The sequence below is a fragment of the Marinobacter salicampi genome (genome assembly GCF_011074795.1).
Classification (GTDB): Bacteria; Pseudomonadota; Gammaproteobacteria; order Pseudomonadales; family Oleiphilaceae; genus Marinobacter; species Marinobacter salicampi.
The window spans coordinates 342,078-368,977 of the sequence record NZ_JAAMPF010000012.1; the positions used below are offsets into that span (position 1 = coordinate 342,078).

Here is a 26,900-nt window from a genome sequence, read left to right on the forward strand (position 1 = left end):
TTGTTACTGGTAGTGCATCGTCCTGTTTTTGATTCCGCACGTTTTTTTCCGCACGTCCGCTGACCAGCCATCATGTCGATGGGGTGGCAGCATTTAAAATGATCAATATCAGGATAAAGTATTATGTCGACTACTACCGGTACCGTTAAGTTCTTCAACGAAGCGAAAGGTTTTGGTTTTATCACTCGTGAAAGCGGCCCAGACGTTTTTGTTCACTACAGCGCTATTCAAGGCGGTGGATTCAAGACTCTGGCTGAAGGCCAGCAGGTAGATTTCACTGTCACTGAAGGCCAGAAAGGCCCTCAGGCAGAAAACGTGGTTGCTGTTTAATAACAGCTAACTGACGTAAAAAAGGCAGCTTCGGCTGCCTTTTTTAATGGCTGAAATTCCTACCCGACCCTGGGCTGGCCCCCTGTCTCCCCATCTCTTTCGCGCTCTCAAACAGCCGTCTTCAACAGATCTCCGGTACGTCCAGAAGGAATGACCACGGGAAAGCCCTCGGGCTGATGTGTGACCCGTGCAGCCAGACCGTAAACCTCCCACAGCGCCGTTTCCGTCAGCACCCACTGAGGGCAGCCCTTACTGTGCATTGACCCCGACCTGAGAAGTATCAGGCTGTCCCCATGCTGGGCCGCCAGGTTCAGGTCGTGGGCTACGGCAAGCACCCCGAAGCCCTGCTCATGGGCAAGCTCCTTCAGAAGCCGGAAAACCATCTGCTGGTGTGCCGGGTCCAGGGCCGAGGTGCATTCGTCCAGCAACAACAACCGGGGTGCCGGACTGCCCCATATTTGCGCCAGCACCCGGGCCAGTTGGACCCGCTGCTGCTCGCCACCGGAGAGGGTGGGCATGGAGCGGTTGGCCAGGGCCTGAACGTCAAGCAGCTCCATAAGCTCATCAATAACCGGGTCCGCTGCCCTGGCCGAGCGGGCCGGCCTGCCAAGGGTTATAACCTCCCGAGCAGTGAGCGGAAAATTCACCTCCACCCGCTGGGGCATGACCGCCCGGCTTCGGGCCAGCTCAGGGGGCCGCCATTCGTCCAGTCGCCGACCATTGAACAGCGCCTCCCCCCGGGTCAGGCAGAGATCTCCGGCCAGGGCCTTAAGCAGGGTGGATTTGCCGGCGCCGTTTGGGCCAAGGACGACCGTAAATTCTCCAGACCGCAGCCCAAAACTTATGTCGCCAACAATGCTTTTACCGGCCAGCTCAATACAGACCGCGCGAACATCAAGCAGCATCACACCATCCTCGTGCGTAAAAGCAGAGCCAGAAAACAAGGGCCGCCTATCAGGGCCATCATCAGCCCGATAGGCAGTTCCGCCGGCGCGACCACCACCCGTGCTATACAGTCGGCAGCCACCAGCAGGGTGCCTCCGGCCAGAGCGCTGTAGGGAATCACCGTGCGATGGCTGGCACCCAGCAACTGGCGCACAACATGGGGCACGACCAGGCCAACAAAACCGATCAGTCCGGTTACCGCCACCGCCGCCCCGACCCCGAGACCCGCAATCAGAATCGCCCCACGCTTAACTGCGAGGGTGGAATAACCCAGGTGGCCGACCACCTGCTCGCCCATCAGGAAGGCATCCAGCGGGCGGGCCAGCAAGGGGGCCAGAATGAGTGCCAGCAGTAACCATGGCCCTGCCACCACCAAGTCGTCCCAACTGGCCTGACCAAGACTGCCCATGGTCCAGAAGGTCAGGGATCTCAGCTCGCTGTCGTCGGCATAGAAGGTCAGCAGCCCGGTTCCTGCCCCGGCAACGGCGTTAATCGCGATGCCAGCCAGCAACAGGGTGGCCACTGAGGTCTGGCCGGCTCTTCGGGCAATTTTCCAGGCCAGGAAGACGGTGCCACTGCCGCCGGCGAATGCCGCCAGGGGCAGAGCCCAGCGCCCCAGGAGGTCAACCCAGCCACTCAGAACCGTGCCTCCGAGCACAATCACGGTAATGGCGGCCAGGGCGGCACCTGCAGAAACGCCAATTAGCCCCGGGTCCGCCAAAGGGTTGCGGAACAAACCCTGAAGAATGGCCCCGGATACCGCCAGCACTGAACCGGCCAGAAACCCCAGCAGCAGGCGGGGCATTCGAACCTCAAACAACACCATATGGTGAACCGGATCACTGCTGTCCTGGCCCCCGAGCAGACCCAGTATGTCAACGAGGGCCAGAGGATAGGCGCCGCTGGCCAGGGAGATCAGCGCCACAGCAAGAGCCAGGCCGCTCATAACAACCAGGGCCGGGCCTTGGCTAACGCGCCCGGCAGCATCAATGAGCATGGTGAGCCGTGCTTTGCGGGAGCAGGCGGATTTTAAAAGCTTCCTGAAGCGGCGGCAGAGCGGCGGAAAAATCCGCCAGCGCCTCGCCCAGGCGGGGGCCAAACCCCAGCAGGAGCATACTGTCGCCCACGTATCTGTGGCCCTCACGCCAGGCGGCAAGGGAGGCGATCTCAGGCCAGTCTTCAATACGGAACTGGCCCGGCCTGGCTTCTGCGATCACCACGGCATCCGGTGACGTGGCCAGAATGGCCTCTCGGTTGGCCGGCTTGTAGCCGCTCACACCCGCTGAAACGTTGCGGGCGCCGAGCATCTGAATCAGCGCATCCGCGGCCGTGTCCTTGCCCGCCACCATCACGCCGTGGTTTCCGGCAGCAAGCAAAAAGAGAACACCAGGGCCAGGCCCGGATTGCGCCCTCGCCCTGGTGGTTGCCCCAATGCTCGTTTCCAGATCACGGGTCAACGCTTCAGCCTGCCGCTCCCGGCCCAGAGCCGCGCCCACATTGCGAATACGCTCAAGGGCGTCCTCGGCAGAACGGGGCACATCAAAACGGACCACCGGAACCCCTGCCCGCTCCAGGCGCTGGAGGTTTTCCTCAGGCGCGGCCTCATGGGTTGTTATGAGCACATCCGGTTCAAGTGCCAGGAGCCCTTCCAGGGGCAGGGCCCGAAGGTAACCCACTTTCGGAAGATGGCGCACCGCCGGGGGATAGCTGCTGGTCGTGTCCACGCCTACCAGCCGGTCCCCTGCCCCGAGGGCATAGACAATTTCCGTAATGGAGCCATCGGCACTGATCACCCTTCGCGCCTCAGCCAGTGGCTGTGCTGACACACCCTGGGTCAGCAGGATAAGGACAATGGCAACTCCCCTCATCAAGGGCATAGCCGCTCCTCCAGTCTCTTCACTTCGGCCTGCCAGGTGGTGTCTTCGGATTGGCCTGGTTTGCGGTGGCCAAACAGGGTCAGCACCAGTTCCCCTGCCTCATTGAACCCTTCCACCGAAGTAATGATGCCGTCGGACGAGGGCCTCCGAATTATCCACCAATGAGCAATACCGGAGGTATTGGCATGAAGGTTGAACCCGGGGTCCAGTATGTTCAGCCAGTCGCCCATCCGGCGGACATTGGCCGGAACGCCAGTATGAATCTGCACGATGCCGACATTGCCTACGAAGACCATGATTGGGCATTGCGCATCCCGGACCTGCTCAAGAAGCGTATCCAGTGGCGATGTTTTTTCTGCTTTGCCGGTGGCTGAAACGGCATCTGCCAATCTGCGGGCCCAGTCAGCCCCGATCATCTCCAGAGCCGTCAACCGGTCCACCTTGTGGTCCTGCAGCAAGGCGTTGAAGTGGTGGACATCCTTGAGGTCCGCCCAGCCCCGGCGAAGGGATTCAACATCAACCGTTGCCGAGTCGGTTCGTGCAGGAACAGGGCGGACACCCTTTTTGCGCTGTTTCTGCTGACCCCTCCGGGCCAGATCATGGTCAGTGAACCTCTGCACCAGACTTTGCCAGGCTCCGGGGTCTGTTTTTTCCACCCGGTAGATCTTCTGGACTGGCATGCCCCAGGGGTCGAAGAACTGAAGACTTTCGCGGATACCGGACCGCACCTCTTCCCGAACCCAGTACCCCTCTGTCCAGTGACGGAAGAATACCCGCACGTCGACGTTGCCCACCGCAAGGCCCATGACACCGGAACTGCTGACCCGGAAATTCTGGAACTGACCGGTCACTTCATGGACCACCTGCTCATTGCGGGCCAGTACCATGACTTCCCCTACGGATTCCATGGCGGTCAGGATGTCACCGAACTCCGGACGCAGACGCTTCAGGGCTTCTGCCGGCCGGCATAGCAGCAGATCCCGTTCGCTGACACCCAGCAGGGAGGCCGCCTGGCGAATCCGGAGCTGGGGCTGTTCGGCCCGGAGGTTTTCCCACCGGGAGGTTAATTCGGCGTCCGCTGCCGTGCGGGTTGATTGTGAAACAGCCTGTTCCATCACCGTACCTCCCCATCAGTCAGGGCAACCTGTTTCCAGCGAATCACCGGCTGGCCACTGGTGCCGTCTTCACCGTAATAACTGATGATCTGAACCGCGTAAACGGGCGCCTGGTCGTCGCTGGGATCGGTGTGTACCAGATAAACCCGGTAGTTGGGCCAGAGTTTATGGTTACCCTCAAGGCTGTAGGCATACCAGGTGTGTTCCAGGAAAACGCCGGTGCTGACGTCTGCGGAATAATGCCCGGTCAGGTCACCGCCATCCGGTGAGGTGGTGGCACTGGTGTAGCTGGCCAGGGTGTCCCACTCAAAAGGTCCGAAGGCACCGCCGTCGCCCACCCCTGATGGGCCGCTGTTGGTCACCAGAGCCAGGGATCGGGTGCCAAAGCTTAGCTTCAGGTCCCAGAGCGCACCGTCACAGGCAACCTCGGCACCGCTGTCGAAGTCGTAGCACTGGTCGCCCCCCTGCTCTGGAATGGTGCCGGCCCAGGTGACATCAGTGGTGAACTGGCTTGTATTCTCGGGCTGCACGTTAAAAGCCAGCCTGAACGTGCGCGGGTCAGCCTGGTAGGCCAGCTCCTCGACCCGAACCCTGGCATAGCTGTTGCCTTCACCGGATCTAATCAGCCATCCGTTGGTATCATTGGCGGATACCTCATGGGTCTGGAAGTTGTAGACGTACCAGTCATTGCCAAATTCGCTGCCTACGGAATCGAATATCCACCGATCCGGGCGGGCGAACTCACCCGCAAGGTGCTCCAGTTCGGAGTCGGCGGTGGCGTTCAGGAAGACATTTGCCACAGGGTCGCCGCTGGCGTCGTAGAAATCATCCTGGACCGCGCCCAGGGCACCTGCGACGGAGCCGGAACCTGAAGCGCCGCCGTTGAGCTGCACCGTGGTTCTGGCGAAGGCCATGTGCCAGTCACCAGAGTCGTCTACCAGGTCGCCGGTCTCCAGGTTCAGGTACTGCGGATTGCTGGCATCCTGGGCGGAAACAGCCTTTTCGATGAAGGTTTCGGTACTGTCGGCAGGTTCAGCCGGGGCCTCGATCTCATTGGAGCTGCCACCTCCACAGGCAGCCAGCAGAAGCGCCAGGGCCGGGGTCAGTCGCATCAGGGAGGTTGTGGGTATGGTCATCAGGTTCTTCCTTGTTACTGGCTATTGGTAGACTGGCGGGCCAGCCGGGGTTTCGTGCTGATCAGGGCTGCTAAGGGTTCATCGGGTACCGAATTCGAGGGCCAGGCCGGTGTAGATAAACCGTCCGGCCACGGGTCGGAAATCATCCGGATCGGCGAAATCCCGCTGGGCTGCGGTGACGTTGTCGACACCGGCAAAGAGTGCCAGGGACTGGGTTGCCTGATAGTTGAGCTTGATATCCGTGGCTGTGAACGAGGGCGATACAGTGCCCAGGGCTGAGTCCACAAACTCGTCGCTCTGGTATCGGGTCCGGATGGACCAGCTCAGGCCCGGCAAACCACCCGGCCCGTCCAGGGCCAGCTTGGCCTGATGCCTGGGCCGACGGTTCAGCTCCTTGCCGGACTCCACATCCTCGGTTCGGGTGTAGGTATAGCCGGCGGTCAGCTGCCAGTCGCTAGCCGGACGGACGCCAGCCGTCGTATCCAGGCCCCAGGTCCTGGCCTCACTGACGTTGTGGTAGCGGTACACCGACACATTGTCGCCTCGGCTATCAGTTGCGTCCGGGTCAAGGCCAGTCTGGATCAGGTCATCGATTTCGTTAAGAAAACCGTTGGCTTCGAACCAAAGGGTTTTGCGATGGTGGAGGCCAAAGCCGAGCTGGTAGCCAAGGGAAGTTTCCGGCTCCAGGTCCGGGTTTCCCTCCACCACATACCCGAGCTGGCTGTGGTCAAACCGGTAGTGGCGCTCTTTCAGATTGGGCGCCCGATAACCACTGCCGATGCCGCCGCGGGCATAGAGCCCCAGGGCATCGTTATCCACAAGATCCAGGCGGACATTGAGGTTGGGCGCGAAATGTGAGCCAAAATCGGAATCTTCCTGGCCACGAATGCCAGCGACCAGTTCCCAGTGCTCCGAGGGCATCCAGGTGTCCTGGAGCCAGAGTTCATAGCTTTCCCGGGAGAACTCTCCGCTTTGGGAAAGCTCGGACCGGCCGTCTTTTACTTGCTCCAGGGTTTCCCGTCGCGTATCCGCCCCTAGTTGCAGGTCATGGGTATCGCCAACGGGAATCCGGAGGTGGCCCGAGACCTGAGAAAGGCTAATATCGGCCTCGCGGTCATCGAACCGGCTGATGGCTGAGTACTTGAAGGTGTCGTCCTCCAGCTCTTCGTGGACCACCGCCCAGAAGCCGGACAGGTCAGCAACAAGGTCGTGCTCGCCCCGCACTTCCGCCCGCCAGCGCTGAACTTCTTCCTCTTTGCCCTGACGCACGGTTCTGCCGGGCAGGCGTTCCGAGTAGCGGGAACCCAGGGACTCCTCAAAAACAGAAGCCCGGGCCACAAAACGGTTCGCCAAGGAAGGGCGCCAGTCAAAACGGGAGGCCAGTTCAGCCCGGTCATACTCATCGCCGGGGCGATGCCAGTCAGAGGGCTCCGGATCAATGCCGTCCGAGTGGTCGAAGCTTCCCACCAGCCGGGCGCCGAAGCTCCCACTCCCGGCCTCAGCCATGACTCGACTGCTGTAGCGGCCAAGGTCCCAGTCGTCGCCACTGGGGTTCTGGTCACCCCAGGTACCACCGTCAAGCCGGAGGCTGCCGGCGAGTCCCTGACCTACCGGCCGGGTAATCACATTGACCACGCCCCCCATGGCCGCACTGCCGTATTGGGCCGAGGCCGCGCCTTTTATGACCTCGATCCGCTCCACTTCGAGCAGGGTGAGCTGGCTGACGTCCACCGCCGATCCTGTGGTCGCGGTGACCGGCAGCCCGTCGACCAGTACAAGGATACGATCCGCGCTCACGCCCTGTAACCAGACTTCATGGCCCGCTTTACCATGGATCTCCCGAAGCTGAAGCCCCGGCACATTTTCCAGCGCTTCCTTGACGTTACGGGCATGGGCCTTTTCGATCTCCTCCCTGGTGACCACTTCGGTTCGCACCGGCGTTTCCAGTACCGACCTTGCGGTACGGGTACCCGTTACCACCAGCTCGTCCAGATAGGCTCCGTCGCTGTCGGCAAGAACCACACCGGTCCACCCGAACATAAGGGCGGGTAAAACGAGCGTAGACAAACCGAATTTCTTGCAGACCATCCCAGCCTTTCCTGTTTTTAATAATCGTAATACGAATCATTCTTATTTTAATAATGATCAATGTCAAGGCTGACAGGATTTATTCTTCTATCGGTAGAGGAGGTATTCCGAGAAGGATTGGGGCTGGGTTCACAGAGGCACCACGATTGCAGGGGGCCGGGTAAATTCGTAGCAAAGATAAAGCCCGAGGTGAGGCGCTCCGACCTCAGGCCTTGGGGGAAAAGAGTCCTGGCTGGACTCCGGGCTGCCGGTCTTTAGGCCTCGACCTCAAACGGTACCGGTTCGGGCAGGTAATTCCGCAGTACGACTGTGCCGGCAAGCTTGTCATGCCAGCCCTGCTTCTTACGGTCGAAAGCGATCCAGAGCATACCAAGGCACAGCGGAATTATGGACACGTAATAAGCCAGGTAGCGCCCGATGAATTGCCCTGATGAAGGTTTGCCACCGGTTCGCGCATCGACGATCACCAGTTTGGTGGCTATCTTTCCCGGTGTTGCAGACTTGTAGATCCAGAAGGCTATTACCGCGATGGCGGGCAGGACGTAGGTGAAAAGAAGGTTCCAGCCCCCGACCACAAAAGAGTCGGCACGCCAGTAATACTCACCGTAAATCATGGTCAGGATCGGGCCTGTGATTATCAGTACCAGCATGGAATCGATTAACGACGCCCCGGTTCTGATCCAGAATCCCGCGTATTCCCGATCTTCCATAGCAACTGTGTCCTTTGCACGGCCTTGCACCGTGTGTTGTTCATCCGAAACCAGTGCTCAGTCTAGGAAAAAGCGGGGCACCGCGGCAGGTTTGTTTTGAAAACAAATGTAGCTTTATGCGCCAGAAGAATAAAAAAGGGTGAAACGACCCGGGGTCGATCCACCCTTCTGCCACCCTTCTGGCACCCTTTTGACAAACCGGACCTTTACGAAAGTCAGATCTGCTTGGTGAGTACTTCAGACAACTGGCTGGGTTTGCCATCAGTATCCAGGGTGCGGATGGCGAAGTGCCAGGTCCCTTCACCCAACTCATCAATCAACAGCTCATCAATTGAAGCGTCACCAATGGCCATGCTCTGATCCAGTGCGTCCGGGTTAACTCCGTAGACCACTTCATAGCCGGCTATTTCACCCATGCTGAGGCTGTCGCCATTGACCCGCGTAAAAGGCGCTGTCCAGCTGAGCAGAGCAGCATTGGCGGGAACATCTGCGCCGGTCGTGGTATCCGTCTGATCGCTGTCAGTATCTGTACTGCCAGAATCAGTGCCGCCAACCAGAGTATCGGTCCCGGAAGTGGGCGACTCAACGGTGGCGTCATCGGTATCCGAAACTACCGGACCACTAACAGGATCGGTCACGGTTTCCGGGGAATCCGGGCCATCAGTGGTGTCCCTGTCGTTGTCCGCAATTGAGGTATCGGTGTCCTCGTAGACGTCGGCAATGGTCTTCAGACGATGCACATTGCGATACTCAACCAATACCAGCTTATGACTTATCACACTGGAATCCACCGCCAACTGAAGCTGGGATGCCTGCAGAGCGGCGGTTGAAACCACGTCGGCCAGCGCCAGGTTGACGCCGTCGCCGGTAATGTCGATCAGTCCGTTTGTTTCGATCTGGGCAGTCACATCCGCAAGCACATCGGCGATGGACTGCCACTGGGGCTTTTCGTTAACCAGAGCCAGGAAGGCTGCGTTGACAATCGCGACCTGAAGGGCATCGGCAGAGACGTTATCGGTGTCATCAAGCCTGGTCAGATCCGGTGGCGCCAGTCTCAGGGCGCCGGCAGAAAGATCAAACCAGCCTTCCACTGCCTGATAGGCGTTCGACAGGGTGGCCGGAGACAGGCCATCCTCGCCGCGTTCCGCCAGAGTTACAGCCAGGTGGGTAAGCGGTGTCAGGTAAATAGTCTCGGCACTCAGGTCGCCGGCGCCACGTAGAATAAACTCGCGATCCAGACCAAGCGTCTCGCCAAAGGCCACAGGCTCGGCATCGGCCTGATCGCAGGAGGGCACCACATCGCAGACCATACGCGTGCTATCGTCCGCCCGAAGCTCAACCAGTGCCCAACCCTCTGCCTTGCCCCTCATCTGCAGATTGTAGCTGCCATCATCGGCTGTCCTCACAGCCTTGGCCGCCACCCGACCCGGGCCGTAATGGCCGGTCTTCCTGTCGGCTTCAAGGCGGTTTGCCGTCACTATGCCCTGCCGGATCACCCCTTTTACAGCGGCGCCAGAGACAGCAACGCTCGAATCATTGGCATCACCCGAGCCGACCCCGGCGCTCACGCCGTCAGCCAGATCCAGACCGCAGCCGGAAAGCAAAGCAGCCAGAGGTAACATCAGCAATCCCTGCTTTGATAGTTTTTTGCCGCGATATGACATTTGTTTGCACCAGTTTATTGACAACGTGGAGCAGATCATATCGATGGAATGGGCGCGTTTTTGGGGTACAGATCCCTCTTCAGGGGCTTAAAATCGACGGAAAACTGACACTTACAGACGCATACACAACGACATCCAATGTCACCGCGCTGTAATCAGGGATCAGCCAGCCAAGTTATTAATTTTAATTTAGAAAGTCAGGAGAAGCGGTGATCGACGATGGGCAGTCTGGCGGCCGGACCGGCCGCCGGGATACAAATTGAAACAGCTGGTATTTCTATTTCAGTGCGGCAGATTAACCAGAGATTTGGTTCAACTCAGGCGCGGCCGAGAAACCGGCGCTCGTCTACGTTGACCCTGATTCGGTCGCCGGTTGAGATGTGCTCAGGCACCTGAACCACCAGCCCGGTAGACAGGGTGGCAGGCTTGGTCCGGGCGGTGGCAGAGCCGCCTTTTACCGACGGCGCGGTATCCACGATGTCCAGATCCACTGTGGGCGGCAAAGCCACCGCCACTGGATCGTCACTGACCAGAACCACCTGTATGCCCTGGGTGTCCTCGCTGATAAACAGCAACTCATCGACGATGGCCTCCCTATTCAGGGCATATTGGGTGTAGTCCTCGGTGTCCATGAACACGAACTCTTCGCCGTCCGAATAGGAGAAGGTGGCGGGCCTGCGGACCAGGTCTGCCAGGGTAAGCATGTCCGAGTCCTTGAAGGTCTCGTCAATCTTGGCATTGGTGACCACATCGTACATGCGCATCCGGTAGAGGCTGCCCCCGGCCCGGCCCTGGGGCACAGAGCGCTCGATGTCCCTGATCAGGTAGACCCGGCCTTCGTATTCCACTGCTGCGCTCTTCTTTATTTCACTGGCTCTTGGCATTCCCAAATACTCCCACAATCACCTGACGCCGTTAAGGGCCCGGGAGTCCGGTCTCACCGTCAGCCCTGGCTGTTGCCGCTATTGTCTTCGGTTTTGTGACCGGAGTACACTGCAGCCCGTCGCAACCAACGGTAAACCCGTAGCCGCGATTCCTTTCCCTCTCCAGAACGCCAACACGCCCTGGAGTCTTGTCCATCTTCAATGTTGTCAGCCGGCCATTAACCAATGTCGCAGCCTGTTTTTACGTTTCCGCCCCTGATTCAGCGCATGCTGCCTAGGCTTGAGCCCTGGTTGCCGGTACTTGCTTTTGCCAGCGGCGTTGCCAGCTTCGTGCTGGTGGACCGGCAGGAGGGACTGGCAAAATGGATCGTGCTGGCGATTCTGCTTGGCTGGGTCTGGCTGCTGCTGGAGCGGGGCCTGAGAAATTTGTTCACCCGTTATACCGGCCGAGAGATTCCGCCCGTGGTGGGCCGGCTCGGGGTTCAGTGGGTCCACCAGGAATCCTTTTTTTTCGTTCTGCCATTTTTCTATTTCACCACCTCCTGGAACAGTGGCCAGGCGGTCTTTACCAGTCTTCTGGCCCTGGCCGGGCTGTTGTCCATTATCGACCCTATCTATTTTGGCACCCTTACACGGCGCAAGTGGCTGCTGATGCTCTACCACGGCCTGGCCGTTTTTGCGCTGACGCTTACCGCGTTGCCGATCATGTTCGAGATGACCACCGGCCAGAGCTACTACGCAGCTATCGTTGCCCTGGCGACCGTCAGCGTGCTGACACTTCCGGGTTTCATCAAGACCCGACCGGACTGGGGCAAATCCCATTGGTTCGCGGTACTGGTCGCGTTGCCTCTGCTGCTTTCGATCGCCTGGTGGGGGCGCTACTGGGTACCGCCGGCGGCCCTGTGGCTGCAGGAAGCGGCCATCACCACACGCATCTACACCGCCGACAAAGTGCCCGGCAATAATTTCCGGGTGGTTTCCCATGATGACCTCCACCGCCAGGGGCTGTATGCCTACGCGGCCATACGGGCGCCCCGGGGCCTGAGAGAGACCATCTACCATGTCTGGCTGCACGAGGGCGAGGTGGTTGACCGCATACCACTGGCAATCGAGGGCGGCCGGGAAGCGGGCTACCGCTCATGGACCCACAAGCTGGCCTTCCCCAACGACGCCCGCGGCAAGTGGCAGGTCCAGTTGCTGACGGAGCACGGCCAGATGATCGGCGTGCTGAGATTCAGGGTGGAATAGCGCCCGGTTCTGCAGCCCTTGCGGCGCTGATCCTTCTGGTGGTGTCGTTGATTGCCCTTATCGCCTGGTATCTGATGCGGCGGGCAGAGCGTAAACGGCTGCAACCGCCCGAACCGCGCTACGCGGCAGACTGCCTGCGGTCCCGGACAGTCTGTATCCATTTGTAGAAGATGGGCACCAGCAATGTACCGAGAACGGTAGCTGCAACCATGCCGCCCAGCACAGTGATGCCGAGGCTGATTCTGCTGGCTGCACCAGCGCCGCTGGCGAAGACCAGGGGCAATACCCCCAACACGAACGACAGGGCGGTCATCAGTACCGCCCGGAATCGCAGAACGGCAGCTTTCTGAGCGGCCTCTTCCGTGCTCGTGCCCGACTGGCGCAACTGCATGGCAAATTCTACGATCAAAATGGCTGTTTTGGTGGACAGCCCGATCAGTAACACCAACCCTACCTGAGCATAGATGTTATTCGCCAGCCCCATCAGCCATAACGCTGCCATAGCACCAAACATTGCCAGGGGTACCGCCCCGATAACTGCAACAGGCAGGCTCCAGCTTTCATATTGGGCAACCAGAAACAGATACACGAAGACCAGCGCCAGCAGGAAGATCACAGCCGCCAGGTTACCTGCCTGTATTTCCTGCAGGCTTTGCCCGGCCCAGCTGAACTCGTATCCCTGCGGCAGATTTTCCGCGAGCACTTCCATTGTGAAGATGGCATCACCACTGGCAAAGCCGGCCGCGGCCTCACCTGAAATCGTTACCGACCGTTTCAGGTTGAAATGCTGAATGCTCGAAGGCCCAAGCACCGGTTTCAGGCTCGCCAGCGTAGTCAGCGGCACCATATCACCGTCCTGGTTGCGAACAGAGTAATACGAAAGATCGTCCGGACTTTGCCGGAACTCTCCCTCGGCCTGCAAGAGTACACGGTAGTTCTTGCCAAAACGGGTAAAGTCATTCACGTACAGTGAACCGAGCTGGGTCTGAAGAGTAGAAAATATATTTGACAGCTGGATACCCAGCGACTTGGCCTTGTCCCGGTCCACTTCCAGAAGGTATTGAGGAATATTGGCTCGGTAGGTGCTGTAAACACCGGCGAGCGCCTCCCGCTGATTGGCCTCGAAAATCAGGCCGTTCATAACCTGAGCCAGCTCGGAAACATCCCGCCCCTGGTTGTCCTGCAGGCGGAAATCAAATCCGGCCGATGTGCCCAACCCTGGGATTGGCGGCGGGTTGAACACCATGACCTGAGCCTCTGCGATCGACCACAGGCTGGAATAAAGGCGGGGAATGGTGTCAGCGAGACCCAGTTCTTCTGTAGTCCGAGCCTCCCAGTCCTTGAGGATCACGATGCCCAAACCATTGTTCGAGCCGGCACCGCCCAGCAATGAAAAACCTGAAACAGTGATGAAGTCTGTAACTGCCGCATCGTTCAGGACCATTCCGGTGACCTTTTCAAGCACCGCGTCGGTTCTTTCCAGTGAGGCAGCATCCGGCAACTGAACATCCACAAACAGGAAGCCCTGATCTTCCGGTGGCACGAATGCCGAGGGCACGGATTTGAACAATCCCGCTCCGGCAATGAGAATCACAATCAGGGTCACACCTATCAATGCCCCTTTGCGCAGGAGGCGGGCCACCAGGCTCGAGTAACCACTGGTTCCCATGGTGATCAGTTGTTCGAACGGTCTGAGCCAGCGAATGGGCGCGGCATCCTGCTTGCCCAGCAATGCCACACACAGGGCCGGGCTGAGAGTCAGGGCGTTGATCGAAGAGATGATCACCGCCACAGAGATGGTCACAGAGAACTGCTGATACAACTTGCCCGTAATGCCAGGCATGAACGCTACCGGAACAAATACGGCCAGCAACACCAGGGTGGTCGCTATGACCGGACCGGTGACCTCGGCCATGGCTTTGGTGACGGCCTCCCGGATAGGCAGCTGTTCCTCCGCCAGAATTCGCTCTACGTTTTCGATGATAACGATGGCATCGTCCACAACGATCCCGATGGCCAGCACCAGGCCGAACAGTGTAATGGTGTTGACGGAGTATCCCAGCAGCGCCATGACCGCGAAAGTACCGATCAATGAGACCGGAATGGCGATGCTGGGAATGAGCGTGGCGCGCCAGTTCTGAAGGAACAGGAACACCACCAGGATAACCAGGCCGACTGCCTGAAACAGGGTGACGATCACTTCTTCGATGGATCGACTGATGAATTCGGTGGTGTCATACAGCACACTGTAACGTACGCCGTCCGGGAAGCTGGCTGCAGCCATTTCCACCGCCTTCCTGACCTTTTCCGCGACCTCCAGTGCGTTGGCGTCGGGCAGCTGATAGATCACGACAAAAGCCGTGTCCTGATTGTTCAGCTTGGCTGTGGATGTGTAAGAGCGTGAGCCAAGCTCAATGCGCGCCACATCCCTGAGCCGGACAAAACCGCCGCCGGACCTGGCGCGAAGAATGGTGTCGGCAAACGCCTCAGGGTCGGCTAACCGCTCTCGAGTCTGGATGCTGTACACGAACTGCTGGCCTTCTGGTACGGGTGCCTGCCCTAGCTTGCCAGCGGCGACAATCTGGTTCTGTTCACGAAGCGCCGCGGCTACTTCGGTCACAGTGACATCGAGCGAGGCCATACGCCTCGGATCCAGCCAGACACGCATGCTGTAGTCTTTCGCTCCCATGACCTCAGCGGATGCCACGCCGGGGACCCGGCCCAAGGCTTCCACCAAATTGTTGGAGGCATAATTACTCAGAAAAACGCCGTCAAGATCGGGGCGGTCCGACGTGAGGTTGATGCCCATCAGCATGTTACCTGCCTGCTTGCTGACCACGACGCCCTGGCGGCGTACTTCGTCGGGCAGGTAAGGCTCAGCCAACGCTACCCGGTTCTGAACGCTGACCTGGGCGATGTCGGTATCGGTGCCGCTTTCAAAGGTAAGAATAATCTTCGCTGTGCCATCACTTGAAGCGGTGGACTCGATGTATATCATGCCCTCCACCCCATTGAGCTGTTGTTCCACCGGGCCGATAACGGCCTCTTCCACTACCTGGGAACTTGCACCAGGCAGGGAGGCAGTGACCTGAATCTGAGGCGGCGCCATGTCCGGGTACATGTTGACGGGCAGTACCTGCAACGCCAGAAGCCCAGCCAGGGTAATCAGGATGGATATTACAAAGGCAAACTTCGGACGGTGAATAAAAACGCGACTGATCATGGCGCAGTCTCGTCTGCTTTGGCGAGGGCGCCGGTTTGGCGATCAATAAGCATCTGAACCGGATTGACCTTAATCCCAGAGCGGACTTTCTGAAGCCCTTCAACGACCACCCGCTCGCCGGCCTCAAGCCCACTCTCCACCACCAGCATGGCACCCTGGCGCGAACCGGTCCTGATAAAACGCTGGGCTACGCGCTGCTGTTCATCGACCACCAGGACGAACTTGCCTTCGATGGTTTCCTGAACCGCCATCTGGGGAACCAGCACCTGTTTGTCGCCGGCTTGCCCCTCGATCCGAAGGTTCACATAGAGTCCGGGCACCAGCAATGTATCCGGATTCGGAAAGATCGCCCGCATTGCAACCGTTCCGGTGCTGGCATCCGTCTGCACATCCGCGAAGTCAAGGATGCCCCCCTGGTCATAACGCACCCCATCCGGAAGCGTCAGTTCCAGGAATAGCTGACTGGCGGGTGCAGGCTCGGTAGCGCCACTCCTGGTCCTCCGAAAGGCAACGTAATCCGACTCGTCAAGCTGAAACTCCACATACATGGGATCAGTCACCAACACCTCGGTAATCGGGCCACTGGCAGGACTGACTACCGCTCCCTCATCGAAATTCAACCGTCCAATCCAGCCGTCAAAAGGCGCCCGAATCTCAGCGTAATCCAGGTCGGTATCGGCTTTGCGAACTGCAGCTTCAGCAGCCTGGAGGCGACTCTCTGCGGCACTGAAACGATCCTTGAGCTTGTCCAGATCCACATCGGACAGGAAGCCCTTGCCCGCCACTTCTTCACCACGTTTCAGGTTCTTGTTAGCGGACCCGACCTCCGCCCTGGCCGCAGTCAACTCAGCTTGAGCCTGCTGGAGATCAGCGCTGGCACGAGTATCCTCCAACCTCACGAGAATCTGCCCTTTATTTACCCGTGAGCCCTCCTTAAAAAGGATTTCCCGGATTTCCGCTTCGATACGCGGCATAAGGCCAGCCCGCGCCGAGGCCGCTGTTCGGCCAACAAAATCACGGGAGGGGCGTACTTCGGAATCGTCAAGAACTACGATGGAAACAGCCACCGGGCCGGTTTCGGGGGGTTTGGCTGGTTCAGAGCAGGCAACCAAAGCAGCGGCAAAACTCGCCACCAGTAAAAAGCGCTGGATCGATCTGGAGGGAACAGCACACTTGAAACAAGGCATTTTCTGGCTTCCTTGCTTAGAGAGGTAGGTGCGACCGTGACACAACTCCCTGGCGGTTCGACATTAAGCTTAGTCGAGCCCTCAATCGCTGGCCAAGATCTTTGACCCGTAAAAAGTCTGCTATCTTTATTACGAACAGGATCAGTTTTCGCGTCTGGTCGTACGCAAATTTCAACGATCCTTTTACAGGTGAACACGACGATGAAAACGCGTTTTTTACCGGTACTAGTGGGACTTTCTCTAGCGGGCTGTTCCGCCCAGGACAAACTGCAAGTGGGTGTTGAAGACCCATGCGACTCCTTACAGGGCATCGTTGCCGACTATCCCTCGGGATTCGGCAACTATCGCGGTAAGGCAATCAATTTCCGTTCAGTCACCGTGTTCAGTGCCCGCGAGGAAATAATCAAAGGCCACTGCGAAATCTGGGAATGGGCCAACATGGACACCGCCTATGTCTGCTCAGCTACAGCGCCCAACAGTGACGTGGCTTCGGCACTCTACGACCAATCTGTGGCGTCTATCGCTCAGTGTCTCGGCGGCAACTGGAGCCAGGAGGAAACTGACCGCATCCGTGACGGCGAGAATGCCGGTATTGCAACCCGCTTTTCCGAGTCGACGCAGGCAGGACCTAACGTGTCTGTTCACCGGGTGGGATTCCGGCGCAACCATTCTATCTATGTGTATGTAGGAACACCTCGCCGGTTGACTGACCTGAGATCCTGCGGCCGCTTAAGATCGGTGAGTCAAAGAGTACGCAGAATCTAATTTTTCCAGTGATTGGTGACGCTCGCCTTCGTTTTGAAACCTGCCGTTAATGACAGAGCCCGAAGGTACTGGTATCCAGGTGGAAATGGTTCTCGTGGGGCTGGTTGTAGTCCGGCCCCAGCACAGTCCCGAAGTAGTCGCAGGCGGCGGCGTGGGTCTCGCGCAAAAACCTGCGTTTACCTTGCTCGCTGTGGTTGCTCCAGTCCTTTAGCACGCTCACGGATTGGCCGTCCTCGGTGCGGAATGCCGCAATATCCACCGCTGATGCAGTGGCATGTTCGCTGCGCCTGGCCCGTTCACGGTTATAAATGTTCCGGCAGGCGAAGCTTCCATAATGCTGAATAGAAGCCACCTCTGAGCCCAGATGGGTCCTGGCCAGCGATTGCAATTGCTGGCGCTCGAACATTAGCCAGGAAACCGTCCAGGGACAGCTGACTGTAAAGGGGGAACTGAACTCAACGCCCGTGCTTTGCAACCTGACCACATTGGTGAGTGGGCAGGACGCCACCGGCGTGTAATCCTCCAGAGCAAGGTAATCCACCGCGCCCTCAGGCGCTGCCTGTAAAACCCCAAGGCACTGCTCAGGCTGGTCTTTGAGCCGGGTCAGCTTCCAGCCGGTAACCGGCGTCATCTTGTGCTCAATGGCCAGGGGTGCCCAGGGGTCCCAGGCCGGAGGTAGAAGTTCCCAGGGCCTGGTCGCCGCGACAGCTATCAGCACCAGAGCCAGGGTCAGCCATTTAACGGTACGGCCTATGTTGCTCTCCTTGTGACTTTACCTTCAGTGTCCACCGATCAGGCTGGCGCCGTAGGTAATCATGATCCATAACAGCACCACCACCGGCAGATATCGGCCCACGAGATAGATCCGCCATTCCCACCAACGGCTTTTGGAACCGAGGACAGTACGGATCCGCTGCGGCGGTATGAACCAGCACAGCAGTGCTGCACCGGTAATTCCGGAGAAGATAATGATGTTACCTCCTGCGACCCGGTCCACCACATCCAGTACCGGTTCACCTGCGATTCGCCACTCCAGCGGCGTGAAACTCAGGGCCGAAGCAGTGCCAAGGACAAGCATGACGACGGAGACCAGGATCACAGCATTGGTATTGTGCAGGCGGAATTCCTCTGCCACGGCGGCGATCATGACCTTCAGCCCAGCCAGCGACGAGGTAAAGGCGGCAGCGAAAAAAAGCCCGAAAAACAGGATGGCCAGCACGCCACCGCCGGCCATGCCGGTAAAAACCCGGGGAAGAGTCTCGAACGCCAGGGCGGGCCCTTGCCCCGGCTCCATGCCAAAGCTGAAAACAAAGGGGAAAATCATCCAGCCGGCAAGCAGGGCAACACTGGTTTCCACTGTCGCCACCGTGATACACGCCCGCGGAACGTGGGTTTTGCGCGGAATGAAGCTGCCATAGGTCACCAGGTAGCCCTGACCGATAGCCAGGGTATAGAAGGCCTGACCGAAAGCGAACCCCCACAGGCTGCCATCCAGCATCCGGTCCCAGTCGACCCGGAAGAAAAAGTCCCGGGTTTCATCCCAGCCGTCGGTCTGGGAGGCCCGATAGACAAGAAAGAGCACCACCGCCATCAACGCCGGCATCAGGATCTTGGACAGGCGCTCAATAGCCTGGACGTCACGGGCCAGTACCAGAGCCGCCAGTGCCGTGACTGCGATGAAATACCACAGGGAATTGAATCCTGAGCTGAAGTCTTCGAACACGCGGACATCACCCAGTACCGAGTCAACGGCATAGCCCAGGGTCCAGCCGGTGATCACCAGGTAATAGCTGGTAATGGCCATAGTCACCAGCACCACGAACCAGCCATAGACTGCGCCAAAACGACCGGCTTGCCGGTAGGTCCCCACCGTGCTGCCCTTGGTAAGCCGCCCCGCGGCAACTTCCAGGATCATGATGGGCATCACCACGACAACCAGGGCAATCAGGTAGGCAACCACAAAGGCGCCGCCGCCGTTCTCGCCCATCATGTAGGGAAAACGCCACAGGTTTCCGAGGCCCACCGCTGCTGCGGCCATGGAAGCAACGAAAGCCGGCTCTGAACTCCACTGCTTGCGGGACTCTTCAATGAAGTAGTGCTTACGGAACATGAGGGTCTTCCTGCCCGGGCTGGACCTGTCTAATGGTTAACGACGAGTACGAGCCCCATTCTGGCCGCTGTGGCACGAGGAATAAAGCCCTGCGCCATGTCCGCTATCGGTACCACGGCAGACATGGCCAACGGAGTGACGAAAATGTTAAATGCGTGGCTCGTCATGACCGTTACAATAATGCGGCAAAAGACCAACGCGGTGGTAATTCAACACTGGTATAACTGAGGCGATTTTGTTATCGCTGCAATTCACCGCCGGAGAAGGACCACGCTACCATGGGTCAACAGAACAACAGCGCGGCGCTTGCCCAGGCTCTGATGCAGTTTGACATGGCGCTGGCCGAGTTTGCCCGCAAGCGGCGTGGCGATCCCAAGGCCTCCAGCCTGGGCGTGCTGGAACGGGCCCGCCTGTTGATGACCCTGCCCGGTGGCTTCGATGCACTCTACCGGAGGGTATCAGCTCTTGAAGGCGCCGGCATTTTCGGTACCAGTGACTGGGCCCAGCCGGCCATATTGCAGCCCGCCCTGGCCAAACGTTCCCTTCGCGAGGCCGGTGCAGTCACCACTATCGTCGAAGCCATCAGCGAATTGCGCATGCTGGCGGTGACCCGTGGCGATTACTTTCACCCGGGCATTTCCTCCGAGCAGGCCAGACATTTTCTGACCCAGGTCATGGCCCTGAACCTGGACCTGCTGTCAGGTCAGCTCAACGAAGCCGACCGGGAGCGGCCCAAGCAGCTGGGCAGCATCGTCCAGGGGCTTTACCAGTACCTGATTTCCCACCTGGGTTACGACAGTCTGCTGGATAGCCTGGTAGCTGAGGTCTGGCGACTGCTCGACCAGGGGCCGGTCCAGGTCGACAGCATCTGCGACATGGTCGGCCAGATTGCCAGATGCCTCTACGATCCCCAACTGAAAACCACCGGCACCGCTGATGCCACCCGCCTTGTTCGCGCCCTGTTCGGGCCCACACCCGCCAGCAGAGAAGACCCGGGGCTGGAGCTCTACGAACAGCGCCTGACTGACATGGACGAGTTGGATCTGGCCGCTGAAGCCACCCATTTTGCCCGCAATATGCACAATACCGGTCTGGCATCGCCGTACCATGCAACCATGCTCCGCTTCCTTCGCGCCAGCTACATGGACGACATGATACCGGCTGCCCTGGGTCTTACCATGACAGGGCTGGACGACTACTACTGCTATAACGAACTGGTCCACACGCTTATAGACGAAGCCATCTACCCCGAGACCTGTCAGGCGGTATTTGGCCTGACCATGATGCTGGAGCGTGGCTCGCTGTTTACCCCGCCCCTGGCCCAGGCCCTCTGGCGGCAGACCAAGCTGCGGCTGTCGCCAGAGACCGAGCGGGCCCTGCAGCAGGCCTTTGGCAAGGCACGGCCGGCCAGGGTTTTTCTGCTGGCCGATGTGCTCAATCTGCTGGGCCAACCCCTTGGCGTGGGCCAGGGCAACAACCCGAGCTGCCAGTCGGCCATCGGGCTGTCCATGTGGGCGACCAACGAGGCTGACTATCTGCTCCAGGTGCTGACCTGGGCGGCCCGTGACAATGAGGTGTTGAGCCGTTTCGAAGGCTGGGAAGTGTCCTCCAAGAACCTGGACCCGGGACTGGTCAAAGAAACACCGGCGGACGTGGATGCGGTATCGCTGATTCTCATCCCCCATCTGGACCGGATCTACAGCGAAATGTGGTACCGGTGCGAGGGCCGCGACGACGATGCCCATCGCTGGATCAACCCGGAATTCTATGGCTGGTGGGTCAGCCACGGCTTCCGTGTGGTGGCTGACGTCCATACCGGCGAAGTGCGGGACTACGACGGCTTCGTGCGGCATTTCTACGCCAGTTACCACCCGTTCTATAACGGCAATATGCCGGTAATCCACCATCAGCCGGCTGGCATTGCGGTAACGGACAGCGCCGCCCGGTTCGTGGGTCGTCACGCGATTACCATTCTGCGGGTAACTCTCAGCCCGACCAACGAAATGCGGGTCTACTTCTTCAATCCCAACAATGACAGTGGCCAGGACTGGGGACAGGGCATCACCTGCTCGACCCGCGGCAACGGCGAGATCCGCGGTGAAGCGTCGCTGCCCATTGCAGAATTTGCCTCGCGTCTTTATGCCTTTCACTACGACACCCTGGAACTGGGCGACCTGGCGGCTATACCGGGAGAGGAAGTTGCCAGGGTGCTCGAGCTCGGGTACAGCAGTTGGGCAGCGCCAACTGAAGCGACTGGTTAAAGCCCGGGGTCTGGGTTACACCGGCCAGTCGGCAGCGTCCACCAGATGCAACCCGACAGGCTGGGACGCATCACCGCCCCAGCGCGTCACAAACTCGCCTTCGGGGTCAAACTGTTCCGCCTGTTTGCGGATATTGAACTGCCGATGGCCCCTGGGGTCCGCCCCTACCCCGGCGAGGTACTGCCAGTTGCCATAATTACTGGCCACGTCGTAGTCCACCAGCTGTTCCTCGAACCAGGCGGCGCCGTATCGCCAGTCCAGCTCCAGTTCATTAAGGAGAACGCTGGCCACGATCTGCCGACTCCGGTTGCTGATATACCCCGTCTTACGCAATTGGTTCATGGCGGCGTTCACCAGCGGATACTCGGTATTGCCGGCGCACCAGGCCTTGAAGCGATGGGGGTAGAAGGAGGCGCTGTGTTTTTTCTGCTGCACGCCGTCACGACGGAACAGATCAGCCCCATGCCTGTGCGCATACCAGTGGAAGTATTCCCGCCACAGCAGCTCGAACCAGAGCCAGTAGGTGGAGTCGTTTTTCACATGCTGACGCTCATACTCGGCAAGGGCCTGCGCTACCTCACGCACGGACAGCGATCCATTGGCAAGCCAGGGCGAAATCATTGAGTAGGCATCGGCATCGTCCAGGGCGTTGCGGGCTTCCTTGTAGCGGGCAACGTTGTGGCTGATGAACAGGAAGTCGTGCAATCTCGCCAGACCGGCAGCCTCGCCGCCTGTAAATGGAGTGCGATGGCCGGGTTCAGGGATGGGCGGGCAATCACCCCGATTATCCTCCGGGAATCCAGGCGGCGGAGGCAGTGCCGTTACCGTGCGGAGCCTGAGGCTCTCCGGGTGGTACTCTTCGGCTCGCTCCACCTGTTTGCGGAACTGGGAAAAGGACCCGGGCAGAGCCTCCAGCGCCATGGGCAGCGAGGCTTCGGTGTACAGACTCAGGGTCTCGAATTGCTGGCACAGGGTGTTCGGCAGGCAGTCCCGGATGTGCCGCCATTGCCGGGCCTCCCGTGTGCCCGGCATGCGCGAGGCGATGACCCGACCGATGCGGTAATCACTGACCAGTTCGGGAATGACTTTCTCCGGCTGGCCGAAGGCGATATGGAGCCTCTGGCCCTGCAGTCTCAGACTTCGCTCAAGCGCCATCAGGCTCTGCCAGAGAAACCGCCAGCGATGTTCGCCCATGGTCTTGCAGTGGAAGGGCCCTGGGGTGAACCAGCGCGGGTCAACCACATAGACGCACAGCAGCATGTCGGACCGGGACGCCGCCAGCAGGGCCGCATTGTCATGAAGCCGGAGGTCCCGGGTAAACCAGTAAAGCGTCTGCACAGCGTACGTCCTCTCTCAACGCCAGTGCCGGCCAGCCTCCTGGCACGACCGGCAGCTCCCCGGTTACTCCGAGGCGGCAATCAGACTGGCATTGCCGCCCGCAGCGGTAGTGTCCACACAAAGGTGGCGCTCGATCACGTAACGCTGGTCCAGGGTGTGCTCGGTCACCAGGGGAATCAGGGCCCCCTCCCGCTGGGCCAGGGCCAGCCGGTATTCCTTCAGCAGCGACTGTTCGGCACAGCTCGCTACAAGGTCAAAACCGCGGGCTTTGGCAAGTGCGTCGGGCTCGACCAGGGCTTCGGCGCCAACAATTGGCAGGCCAGCCTTGGCGGCCTGGCTGACGAAGTCGTCTGCGCCCGGCGCAATCACCACCACACGGTTACCCTGGGCCAGCGCTGTGCCGGCCTGCTCCAGGGCCGTCTGCCTGTCCGGCCCCAGGCACAGGACAACACCACGGCCATGATTGGACAGCATATTCTGTTCGCCTGTCGGCCCCGGCAGCTCTTCCACATGGTCATCAAGGGGCGCTGACACCTCCCCGAACACGGGTTTGACCGCCTCCATCCGTGGCCCGGGCGTCAGGGTTTTGAGACCCAGGACTTTGCTCACCAGGCCGTCCAGCTTTTTGGCGTCTAGCTTTTTAGCACCGGGGTCCGCCGGACGCTCGATGGTTTTACCTCTCAAAAAGCGGCGCACATATTGCGGTCCACCGGCCTTGGGTCCAGTACCCGACAGGCCTTCGCCACCGAACGGCTGGGACCCGACAATGGCACCAATCTGGTTACGGTTGACGTAGGTATTGCCGACCTTGATGCGCCGGGTGATGCGGTCAACCCGGTGATCTACCCGACTATGTACACCGAACGTCAGGCCATAGCCCTTGGCATTGATGTCATCCACCACCTTGTCGATGTTCTTCGCCTCGAACGTGCTCACATGGAGCACGGGACCGAAAATCTCCTCTTCCATCTCTTCGATGCCGGTGAGGCTGATCACCGCCGGCGAGACGAAGGTGCCCTTTTCAGACACCTGCATTTTCTTGAGCAACCGGCCCTTGCTCTCGAATTTGTCGCAATGGTCGGTGATTTTCTTGCGGGCGGTTTCATCGATGACCGGACCCACATCGGTGGACAGCGCCCAGGGGTCGCCAATGCCCAGCTCTTCCATGGCACCGTAGAGCATCTCCAGAAGACCCTCGGCGATGTCTTTCTGTACATACAGCATCCGCAACGCGGAACAGCGCTGACCGGCGCTCTGGAACGAAGACGCCAGCACATCCCGGACCACCTGCTCCGGCAGTGCCGTCGAATCCACGATCATTGCATTCAGGCCACCGGTTTCGGCCACAATCACCGCGTCCGGAGCCATGTTCTCAGCCATCACCTTGTTGATCTTCTGGGCGGTCACGGTGGACCCGGTGAAACAGACCCCGGCCAGCCGGAAATCGGACGTAAGCGCACCGCCCACCTCGGCACCTGTGCCCGGCAAAAGCTGGATCACATCCCGGGGAATACCCGCTTCGTGCATCAGTTCCACCGCCCGGGCTGCCAGCAGGGAGGTTTGCTCAGCTGGCTTGGCGAGCACCGCATTGCCAGCCGCCAGGTTGGCAAGAATCTGCCCGGTGAAGATGGCAAGCGGGAAGTTCCAGGGTGAGATGCAGCAGATGATCCCCCTTGAGTCACCGCTGTCTTTATAGCGGATGCCCTCGTTGGCGTAGTACTGGGAGAAGTCCACTGCCTCGCGGATTTCGGCCACCGCATCGAGCAGAGACTTACCCGCTTCCCGGGTGGTCAGCGCGAACAGCTCATAGGCGTGTTCCTCGTAGAGATCCCCCACCCTGCGCACGCATTCGGCCCGCTCCTCCGCAGAGCGGGCCGACCAGGACTTGAAGCCTTCCTGTGCTGCTTTAACAGCGGTATCAACATCCGCCTCTGACGCCAGGGTGATACGGCCGACCGTGTCTTCCGGCTCGGCGGGGTTACGCACCACCTGAACATCAGAGCCTGCGATCTCCCCGGCGATGATGGGCCCGAAGGTCCAGCTGTGCTCCCGGAACGCGTCCCGGCCCTGGTTGATCTCGGCTATGGTCACCGGATCATTGATGTCCCAGCCTTTGGAATTGCGTCTGTTTTCCCCGAACAGCTTCCTCGGGTGCACGATGGCTTTGCTGGAAATGTTGTCACCCATGGCCCGGACCGCCTCAATAGGGTCCCTGGCGATGTCTTCCGGCGTGATGCGGGTGTCGACGATCTGGTTTACGAACGAGCTGTTGGCCCCGTTTTCCAGCAGACGACGCACCAGATAGGCCAGCAGGTCACGGTGAGGCCCGACCGGAGCGTAAATACGGCAGGGAACGCCGCTCACCTTCATCACCTCGTTGTGGAGGGACTCGCCCATGCCATGCAGGCGCTGGAACTCGTAATTATCGACACCGCTTACTTTCGCCAGCTCGAGGATCGCGGAGACCGAGTGGGCGTTGTGGGTCGCAAACTGCGGGTAGATACGATCCGTCATATTCAGCAGCTTGGTAGCGCAGGACAGGAAAGACACATCGCTGCAGGCCTTGCGGGTAAAGACCGGGAAGCCGCTCAGACCGAGCACCTGGGCGCGCTTGATCTCGGCGTCCCAGTAGGCGCCCTTGACCAGGCGCACCATGATGCGACGGTCCAGCTTCTCCGACAGCGCGTAGAGCCAGTCGAGGGTGAACGACGAACGCTTGCCGTAGGCCTGCACCACCACGCCGAAACCATCCCAGCCCGCCAGCTCGGGGTCCGACAGAAGGGCTTCAATGACGTCCAGGGACAGATCCAGCCGGTCCTGCTCCTCGGCGTCAATATTGAACCCCATGTTCGACTTTGCCGCCTGCTTCGCCAGCTTGAGGGCCCGCGGTAGCAACTCGTTCATCACCCGCTCTTTGTTGCTGTACTCATAGCGGGCCAGCAGGGCTGACAGCTTCACCGAGATACCCGGGTTGGTGCGGACATCGCCTCTGCAATGTTTGGCCATGCTTTCGATGGCATTGGTGTAGGCATCGTAGTAGCGGCGGGCGTCGGCATCGGTGCGGGCCGCCTCCCCCAGCATGTCATAGGAGTAGGTGTAGCCCTTGTCCATATAGCTTTTGGCTTCGTCCTGGGCTTCCTCGATGTCCCGGCCCAGCACGAACTGACGCCCCATTTCTTTCATGGCCTGGCCTGCCACCGTACGGATGACCGGCTCGCCAAAGCGCTTCACCAGCTTGCGCAGAGTGTCGCCCACGCTGTTACGCTCGGAATCCTTAAGCAGGTTACTGGCCATCAACAGGCCGATTGTGGCGGTATTGATCATCGACGACGATGCCTTGCCCACATGGGAAGCCCAGCTGCCCGACGTAATCTTGTCTTCGATCAGGGCGTGAATGGTCATGTTGTCCGGCACCCGAAGCAGGGCTTCGGCCAGGCACATCAGGGCCACACCTTCCCGGGTGGTCAGACCGTATTCAGCAAGGAATTTCTCCATGATGGTGGACTTGGCATTTTTACGCACGCTGCGGACCAGGTCGGCGGCACGGCTGGAGATGGCTTCCCGCTCCTCCCTGGACAGCTGCGCGCCGGCAATCATCTCGCGCATCACCGTATATTCATCAGCGAGATAATAGTTGCGAAGGGCCTCTCGGCTGCCGTCCAGCGTGGGGGATTCTGCCTGCTGCGGTCTCATATTGTGCCTCCTAGCGGTTTGAACGGGTCTTGCGCGTCATATTTACCCTTGTCCTCGCGTTAAAAAATCAGTAACAATTTCAGAACGCTTGAAATTAACGGGCTGCCGAACGCAAGCGGGGTGTAATCGGCCCCTTTTGTTGCTGTCTTTTATATGTCTGTCTCTTAAAGTACCAGCATCGGCACCGTGACGGTAATTTTCAGAATCGCAAAGAACATAGGTTCGGTGCCTGGGCATCGATCTCGCGCTACGATTCAGAACTTGCGGGCCAGAACCTGCTGACCAGGTCCTGCCAGCCGCTATTCGCGAGATCCTGATTGCTATCC

The 26,900-nt window shown here is 59.4% G+C and carries 19 protein-coding genes; 4 read left to right on the forward strand and 15 right to left on the reverse strand.

Annotated features, from left to right (window positions below; genetic code table 11):
* Positions 1-123 precede the first annotated feature (123 nt).
* A complete protein-coding gene (locus tag G7W63_RS06305) occupies positions 124-330 on the forward strand; it encodes a cold-shock protein (protein WP_027831301.1) in 207 nt (68 codons plus the stop codon).
* A 107-nt stretch (positions 331-437) separates the two neighbouring features.
* Here the strand turns inward: G7W63_RS06305 and G7W63_RS06310 are convergent, their stop codons facing one another.
* The 9 genes from G7W63_RS06310 to efpL all read right to left on the reverse strand — a co-directional run bounded on the left by G7W63_RS06310 (position 438) and on the right by efpL (position 10,749).
* Positions 438-1,235, reverse strand: coding sequence for a heme ABC transporter ATP-binding protein (locus G7W63_RS06310; protein WP_166254808.1), 798 nt, complete (start codon positions 1,233-1,235; stop codon positions 438-440).
* Positions 1,235-2,272: a FecCD family ABC transporter permease gene (locus tag G7W63_RS06315; protein ID WP_166254811.1), complete on the reverse strand. Its 1,038-nt coding sequence runs from the start codon at positions 2,270-2,272 to the stop codon at positions 1,235-1,237. Before G7W63_RS06315 ends, G7W63_RS06310 begins: the two co-directional genes overlap by 1 nt.
* Positions 2,262-3,152, reverse strand: coding sequence for a heme/hemin ABC transporter substrate-binding protein (locus G7W63_RS06320; protein ID WP_242634330.1), 891 nt, complete (start codon positions 3,150-3,152; stop codon positions 2,262-2,264). Before G7W63_RS06320 ends, G7W63_RS06315 begins: the two co-directional genes overlap by 11 nt.
* The gene (locus G7W63_RS06325; RefSeq protein ID WP_166254814.1) at positions 3,143-4,267 is read right to left on the reverse strand and encodes a hemin-degrading factor; all 1,125 of its coding nucleotides are present in this window, start codon (positions 4,265-4,267) and stop codon (positions 3,143-3,145) included. Before G7W63_RS06325 ends, G7W63_RS06320 begins: the two co-directional genes overlap by 10 nt.
* The gene (locus tag G7W63_RS06330; RefSeq protein ID WP_166254816.1) at positions 4,267-5,403 is read right to left on the reverse strand and encodes an HmuY family protein; all 1,137 of its coding nucleotides are present in this window, start codon (positions 5,401-5,403) and stop codon (positions 4,267-4,269) included. The genes G7W63_RS06325 and G7W63_RS06330 overlap by 1 nt, the downstream gene beginning before the upstream one ends.
* Before the next feature lie 78 nt (positions 5,404-5,481).
* Positions 5,482-7,491: a TonB-dependent receptor plug domain-containing protein gene (locus tag G7W63_RS06335; RefSeq protein ID WP_166254819.1), complete on the reverse strand. Its 2,010-nt coding sequence runs from the start codon at positions 7,489-7,491 to the stop codon at positions 5,482-5,484.
* Positions 7,492-7,745: 254 nt separating this feature from the next.
* Positions 7,746-8,201 (reverse strand): RDD family protein, encoded by a 456-nt coding sequence (locus G7W63_RS06340; protein ID WP_166254822.1) that lies wholly within the window; start codon positions 8,199-8,201, stop codon positions 7,746-7,748.
* 215 nt (positions 8,202-8,416) lie between these two features.
* Complete coding sequence (locus G7W63_RS06345; protein ID WP_166254825.1) at positions 8,417-9,865, reverse strand: hypothetical protein; 1,449 nt, start codon at positions 9,863-9,865, stop codon at positions 8,417-8,419.
* 317 nt (positions 9,866-10,182) lie between these two features.
* Positions 10,183-10,749 carry an elongation factor P-like protein EfpL gene (efpL, locus tag G7W63_RS06350; protein ID WP_166254828.1) on the reverse strand — a complete coding sequence of 189 codons (567 nt, stop codon included), beginning with the start codon at positions 10,747-10,749 and terminating at the stop codon, positions 10,183-10,185.
* Positions 10,750-10,974: 225 nt separating this feature from the next.
* On the opposite strand from efpL, the gene G7W63_RS06355 reads away from it, so the two are divergent.
* A complete protein-coding gene (locus tag G7W63_RS06355; RefSeq protein ID WP_166254831.1) occupies positions 10,975-11,997 on the forward strand; it encodes a DUF5924 family protein in 1,023 nt (340 codons plus the stop codon).
* Positions 11,998-12,115: 118 nt separating this feature from the next.
* Here G7W63_RS06355 and G7W63_RS06360 read toward each other — a convergent pair whose 3' ends face one another.
* Together G7W63_RS06360 and G7W63_RS06365 are read right to left on the reverse strand one after the other, a co-directional pair.
* Complete coding sequence (locus G7W63_RS06360; RefSeq protein WP_166254834.1) at positions 12,116-15,220, reverse strand: efflux RND transporter permease subunit; 3,105 nt, start codon at positions 15,218-15,220, stop codon at positions 12,116-12,118.
* Positions 15,217-16,407: an efflux RND transporter periplasmic adaptor subunit gene (locus G7W63_RS06365; protein WP_166254837.1), complete on the reverse strand. Its 1,191-nt coding sequence runs from the start codon at positions 16,405-16,407 to the stop codon at positions 15,217-15,219. Before G7W63_RS06365 ends, G7W63_RS06360 begins: the two co-directional genes overlap by 4 nt.
* A gap of 201 nt (positions 16,408-16,608) precedes the next feature.
* Between G7W63_RS06365 and G7W63_RS06370 the strand changes: the two genes are divergently transcribed.
* A complete protein-coding gene (locus G7W63_RS06370; protein ID WP_166254840.1) occupies positions 16,609-17,172 on the forward strand; it encodes a hypothetical protein in 564 nt (187 codons plus the stop codon).
* Between the two features lie 46 nt (positions 17,173-17,218).
* On the opposite strand, the gene G7W63_RS06375 is transcribed toward G7W63_RS06370, so the two are convergent.
* The gene (locus G7W63_RS06375; RefSeq protein ID WP_207308897.1) at positions 17,219-17,890 is read right to left on the reverse strand and encodes an extensin-like domain-containing protein; all 672 of its coding nucleotides are present in this window, start codon (positions 17,888-17,890) and stop codon (positions 17,219-17,221) included.
* Positions 17,891-17,950: 60 nt separating this feature from the next.
* Complete coding sequence (locus G7W63_RS06380) at positions 17,951-19,282, reverse strand: sodium-dependent transporter (protein WP_166254843.1); 1,332 nt, start codon at positions 19,280-19,282, stop codon at positions 17,951-17,953.
* 278 nt (positions 19,283-19,560) lie between these two features.
* Here G7W63_RS06380 and G7W63_RS06385 point away from each other — a divergent pair, with 278 nt between their 5' ends.
* Entirely contained in the window at positions 19,561-21,543 is a 1,983-nt protein-coding gene (locus G7W63_RS06385) for a hypothetical protein (RefSeq protein WP_166254846.1), read from the forward strand.
* Between the two features lie 15 nt (positions 21,544-21,558).
* Here G7W63_RS06385 and G7W63_RS06390 read toward each other — a convergent pair whose 3' ends face one another.
* Together G7W63_RS06390 and putA are read right to left on the reverse strand one after the other, a co-directional pair.
* Positions 21,559-22,881, reverse strand: coding sequence for a DASH family cryptochrome (locus G7W63_RS06390; RefSeq protein ID WP_166254849.1), 1,323 nt, complete (start codon positions 22,879-22,881; stop codon positions 21,559-21,561).
* A gap of 63 nt (positions 22,882-22,944) precedes the next feature.
* Positions 22,945-26,574 carry a bifunctional proline dehydrogenase/L-glutamate gamma-semialdehyde dehydrogenase PutA gene (gene putA / locus G7W63_RS06395; RefSeq protein ID WP_166254852.1) on the reverse strand — a complete coding sequence of 1,210 codons (3,630 nt, stop codon included), beginning with the start codon at positions 26,572-26,574 and terminating at the stop codon, positions 22,945-22,947.
* Positions 26,575-26,900: the final 326 nt, after the last annotated feature.

Bases quoted from the DNA above. Each gene is read 5' to 3' on its own strand.
- G7W63_RS06305 (WP_027831301.1), top strand. From the start codon at position 124: ATGTCGACTACTACCGGTACCGTTAAGTTCTTCAACGAAGCGAAAGGT.
- G7W63_RS06310 (WP_166254808.1), bottom strand. From the start codon at position 1,235: ATGCTGCTTGATGTTCGCGCGGTCTGTATTGAGCTGGCCGGTAAAAGC.
- G7W63_RS06315 (WP_166254811.1), bottom strand. From the start codon at position 2,272: ATGCTCATTGATGCTGCCGGGCGCGTTAGCCAAGGCCCGGCCCTGGTT.
- G7W63_RS06320 (WP_242634330.1), bottom strand. From the start codon at position 3,152: ATGCCCTTGATGAGGGGAGTTGCCATTGTCCTTATCCTGCTGACCCAG.
- G7W63_RS06325 (WP_166254814.1), bottom strand. From the start codon at position 4,267: ATGGAACAGGCTGTTTCACAATCAACCCGCACGGCAGCGGACGCCGAA.
- G7W63_RS06330 (WP_166254816.1), bottom strand. From the start codon at position 5,403: ATGACCATACCCACAACCTCCCTGATGCGACTGACCCCGGCCCTGGCG.
- G7W63_RS06335 (WP_166254819.1), bottom strand. From the start codon at position 7,491: ATGGTCTGCAAGAAATTCGGTTTGTCTACGCTCGTTTTACCCGCCCTT.
- G7W63_RS06340 (WP_166254822.1), bottom strand. From the start codon at position 8,201: ATGGAAGATCGGGAATACGCGGGATTCTGGATCAGAACCGGGGCGTCG.
- G7W63_RS06345 (WP_166254825.1), bottom strand. From the start codon at position 9,865: ATGTCATATCGCGGCAAAAAACTATCAAAGCAGGGATTGCTGATGTTA.
- efpL (WP_166254828.1), bottom strand. From the start codon at position 10,749: ATGCCAAGAGCCAGTGAAATAAAGAAGAGCGCAGCAGTGGAATACGAA.
- G7W63_RS06355 (WP_166254831.1), top strand. From the start codon at position 10,975: ATGTCGCAGCCTGTTTTTACGTTTCCGCCCCTGATTCAGCGCATGCTG.
- G7W63_RS06360 (WP_166254834.1), bottom strand. From the start codon at position 15,220: ATGATCAGTCGCGTTTTTATTCACCGTCCGAAGTTTGCCTTTGTAATA.
- G7W63_RS06365 (WP_166254837.1), bottom strand. From the start codon at position 16,407: ATGCCTTGTTTCAAGTGTGCTGTTCCCTCCAGATCGATCCAGCGCTTT.
- G7W63_RS06370 (WP_166254840.1), top strand. From the start codon at position 16,609: ATGAAAACGCGTTTTTTACCGGTACTAGTGGGACTTTCTCTAGCGGGC.
- G7W63_RS06380 (WP_166254843.1), bottom strand. From the start codon at position 19,282: ATGTTCCGTAAGCACTACTTCATTGAAGAGTCCCGCAAGCAGTGGAGT.
- G7W63_RS06385 (WP_166254846.1), top strand. From the start codon at position 19,561: ATGGGTCAACAGAACAACAGCGCGGCGCTTGCCCAGGCTCTGATGCAG.
- putA (WP_166254852.1), bottom strand. From the start codon at position 26,574: ATGAGACCGCAGCAGGCAGAATCCCCCACGCTGGACGGCAGCCGAGAG.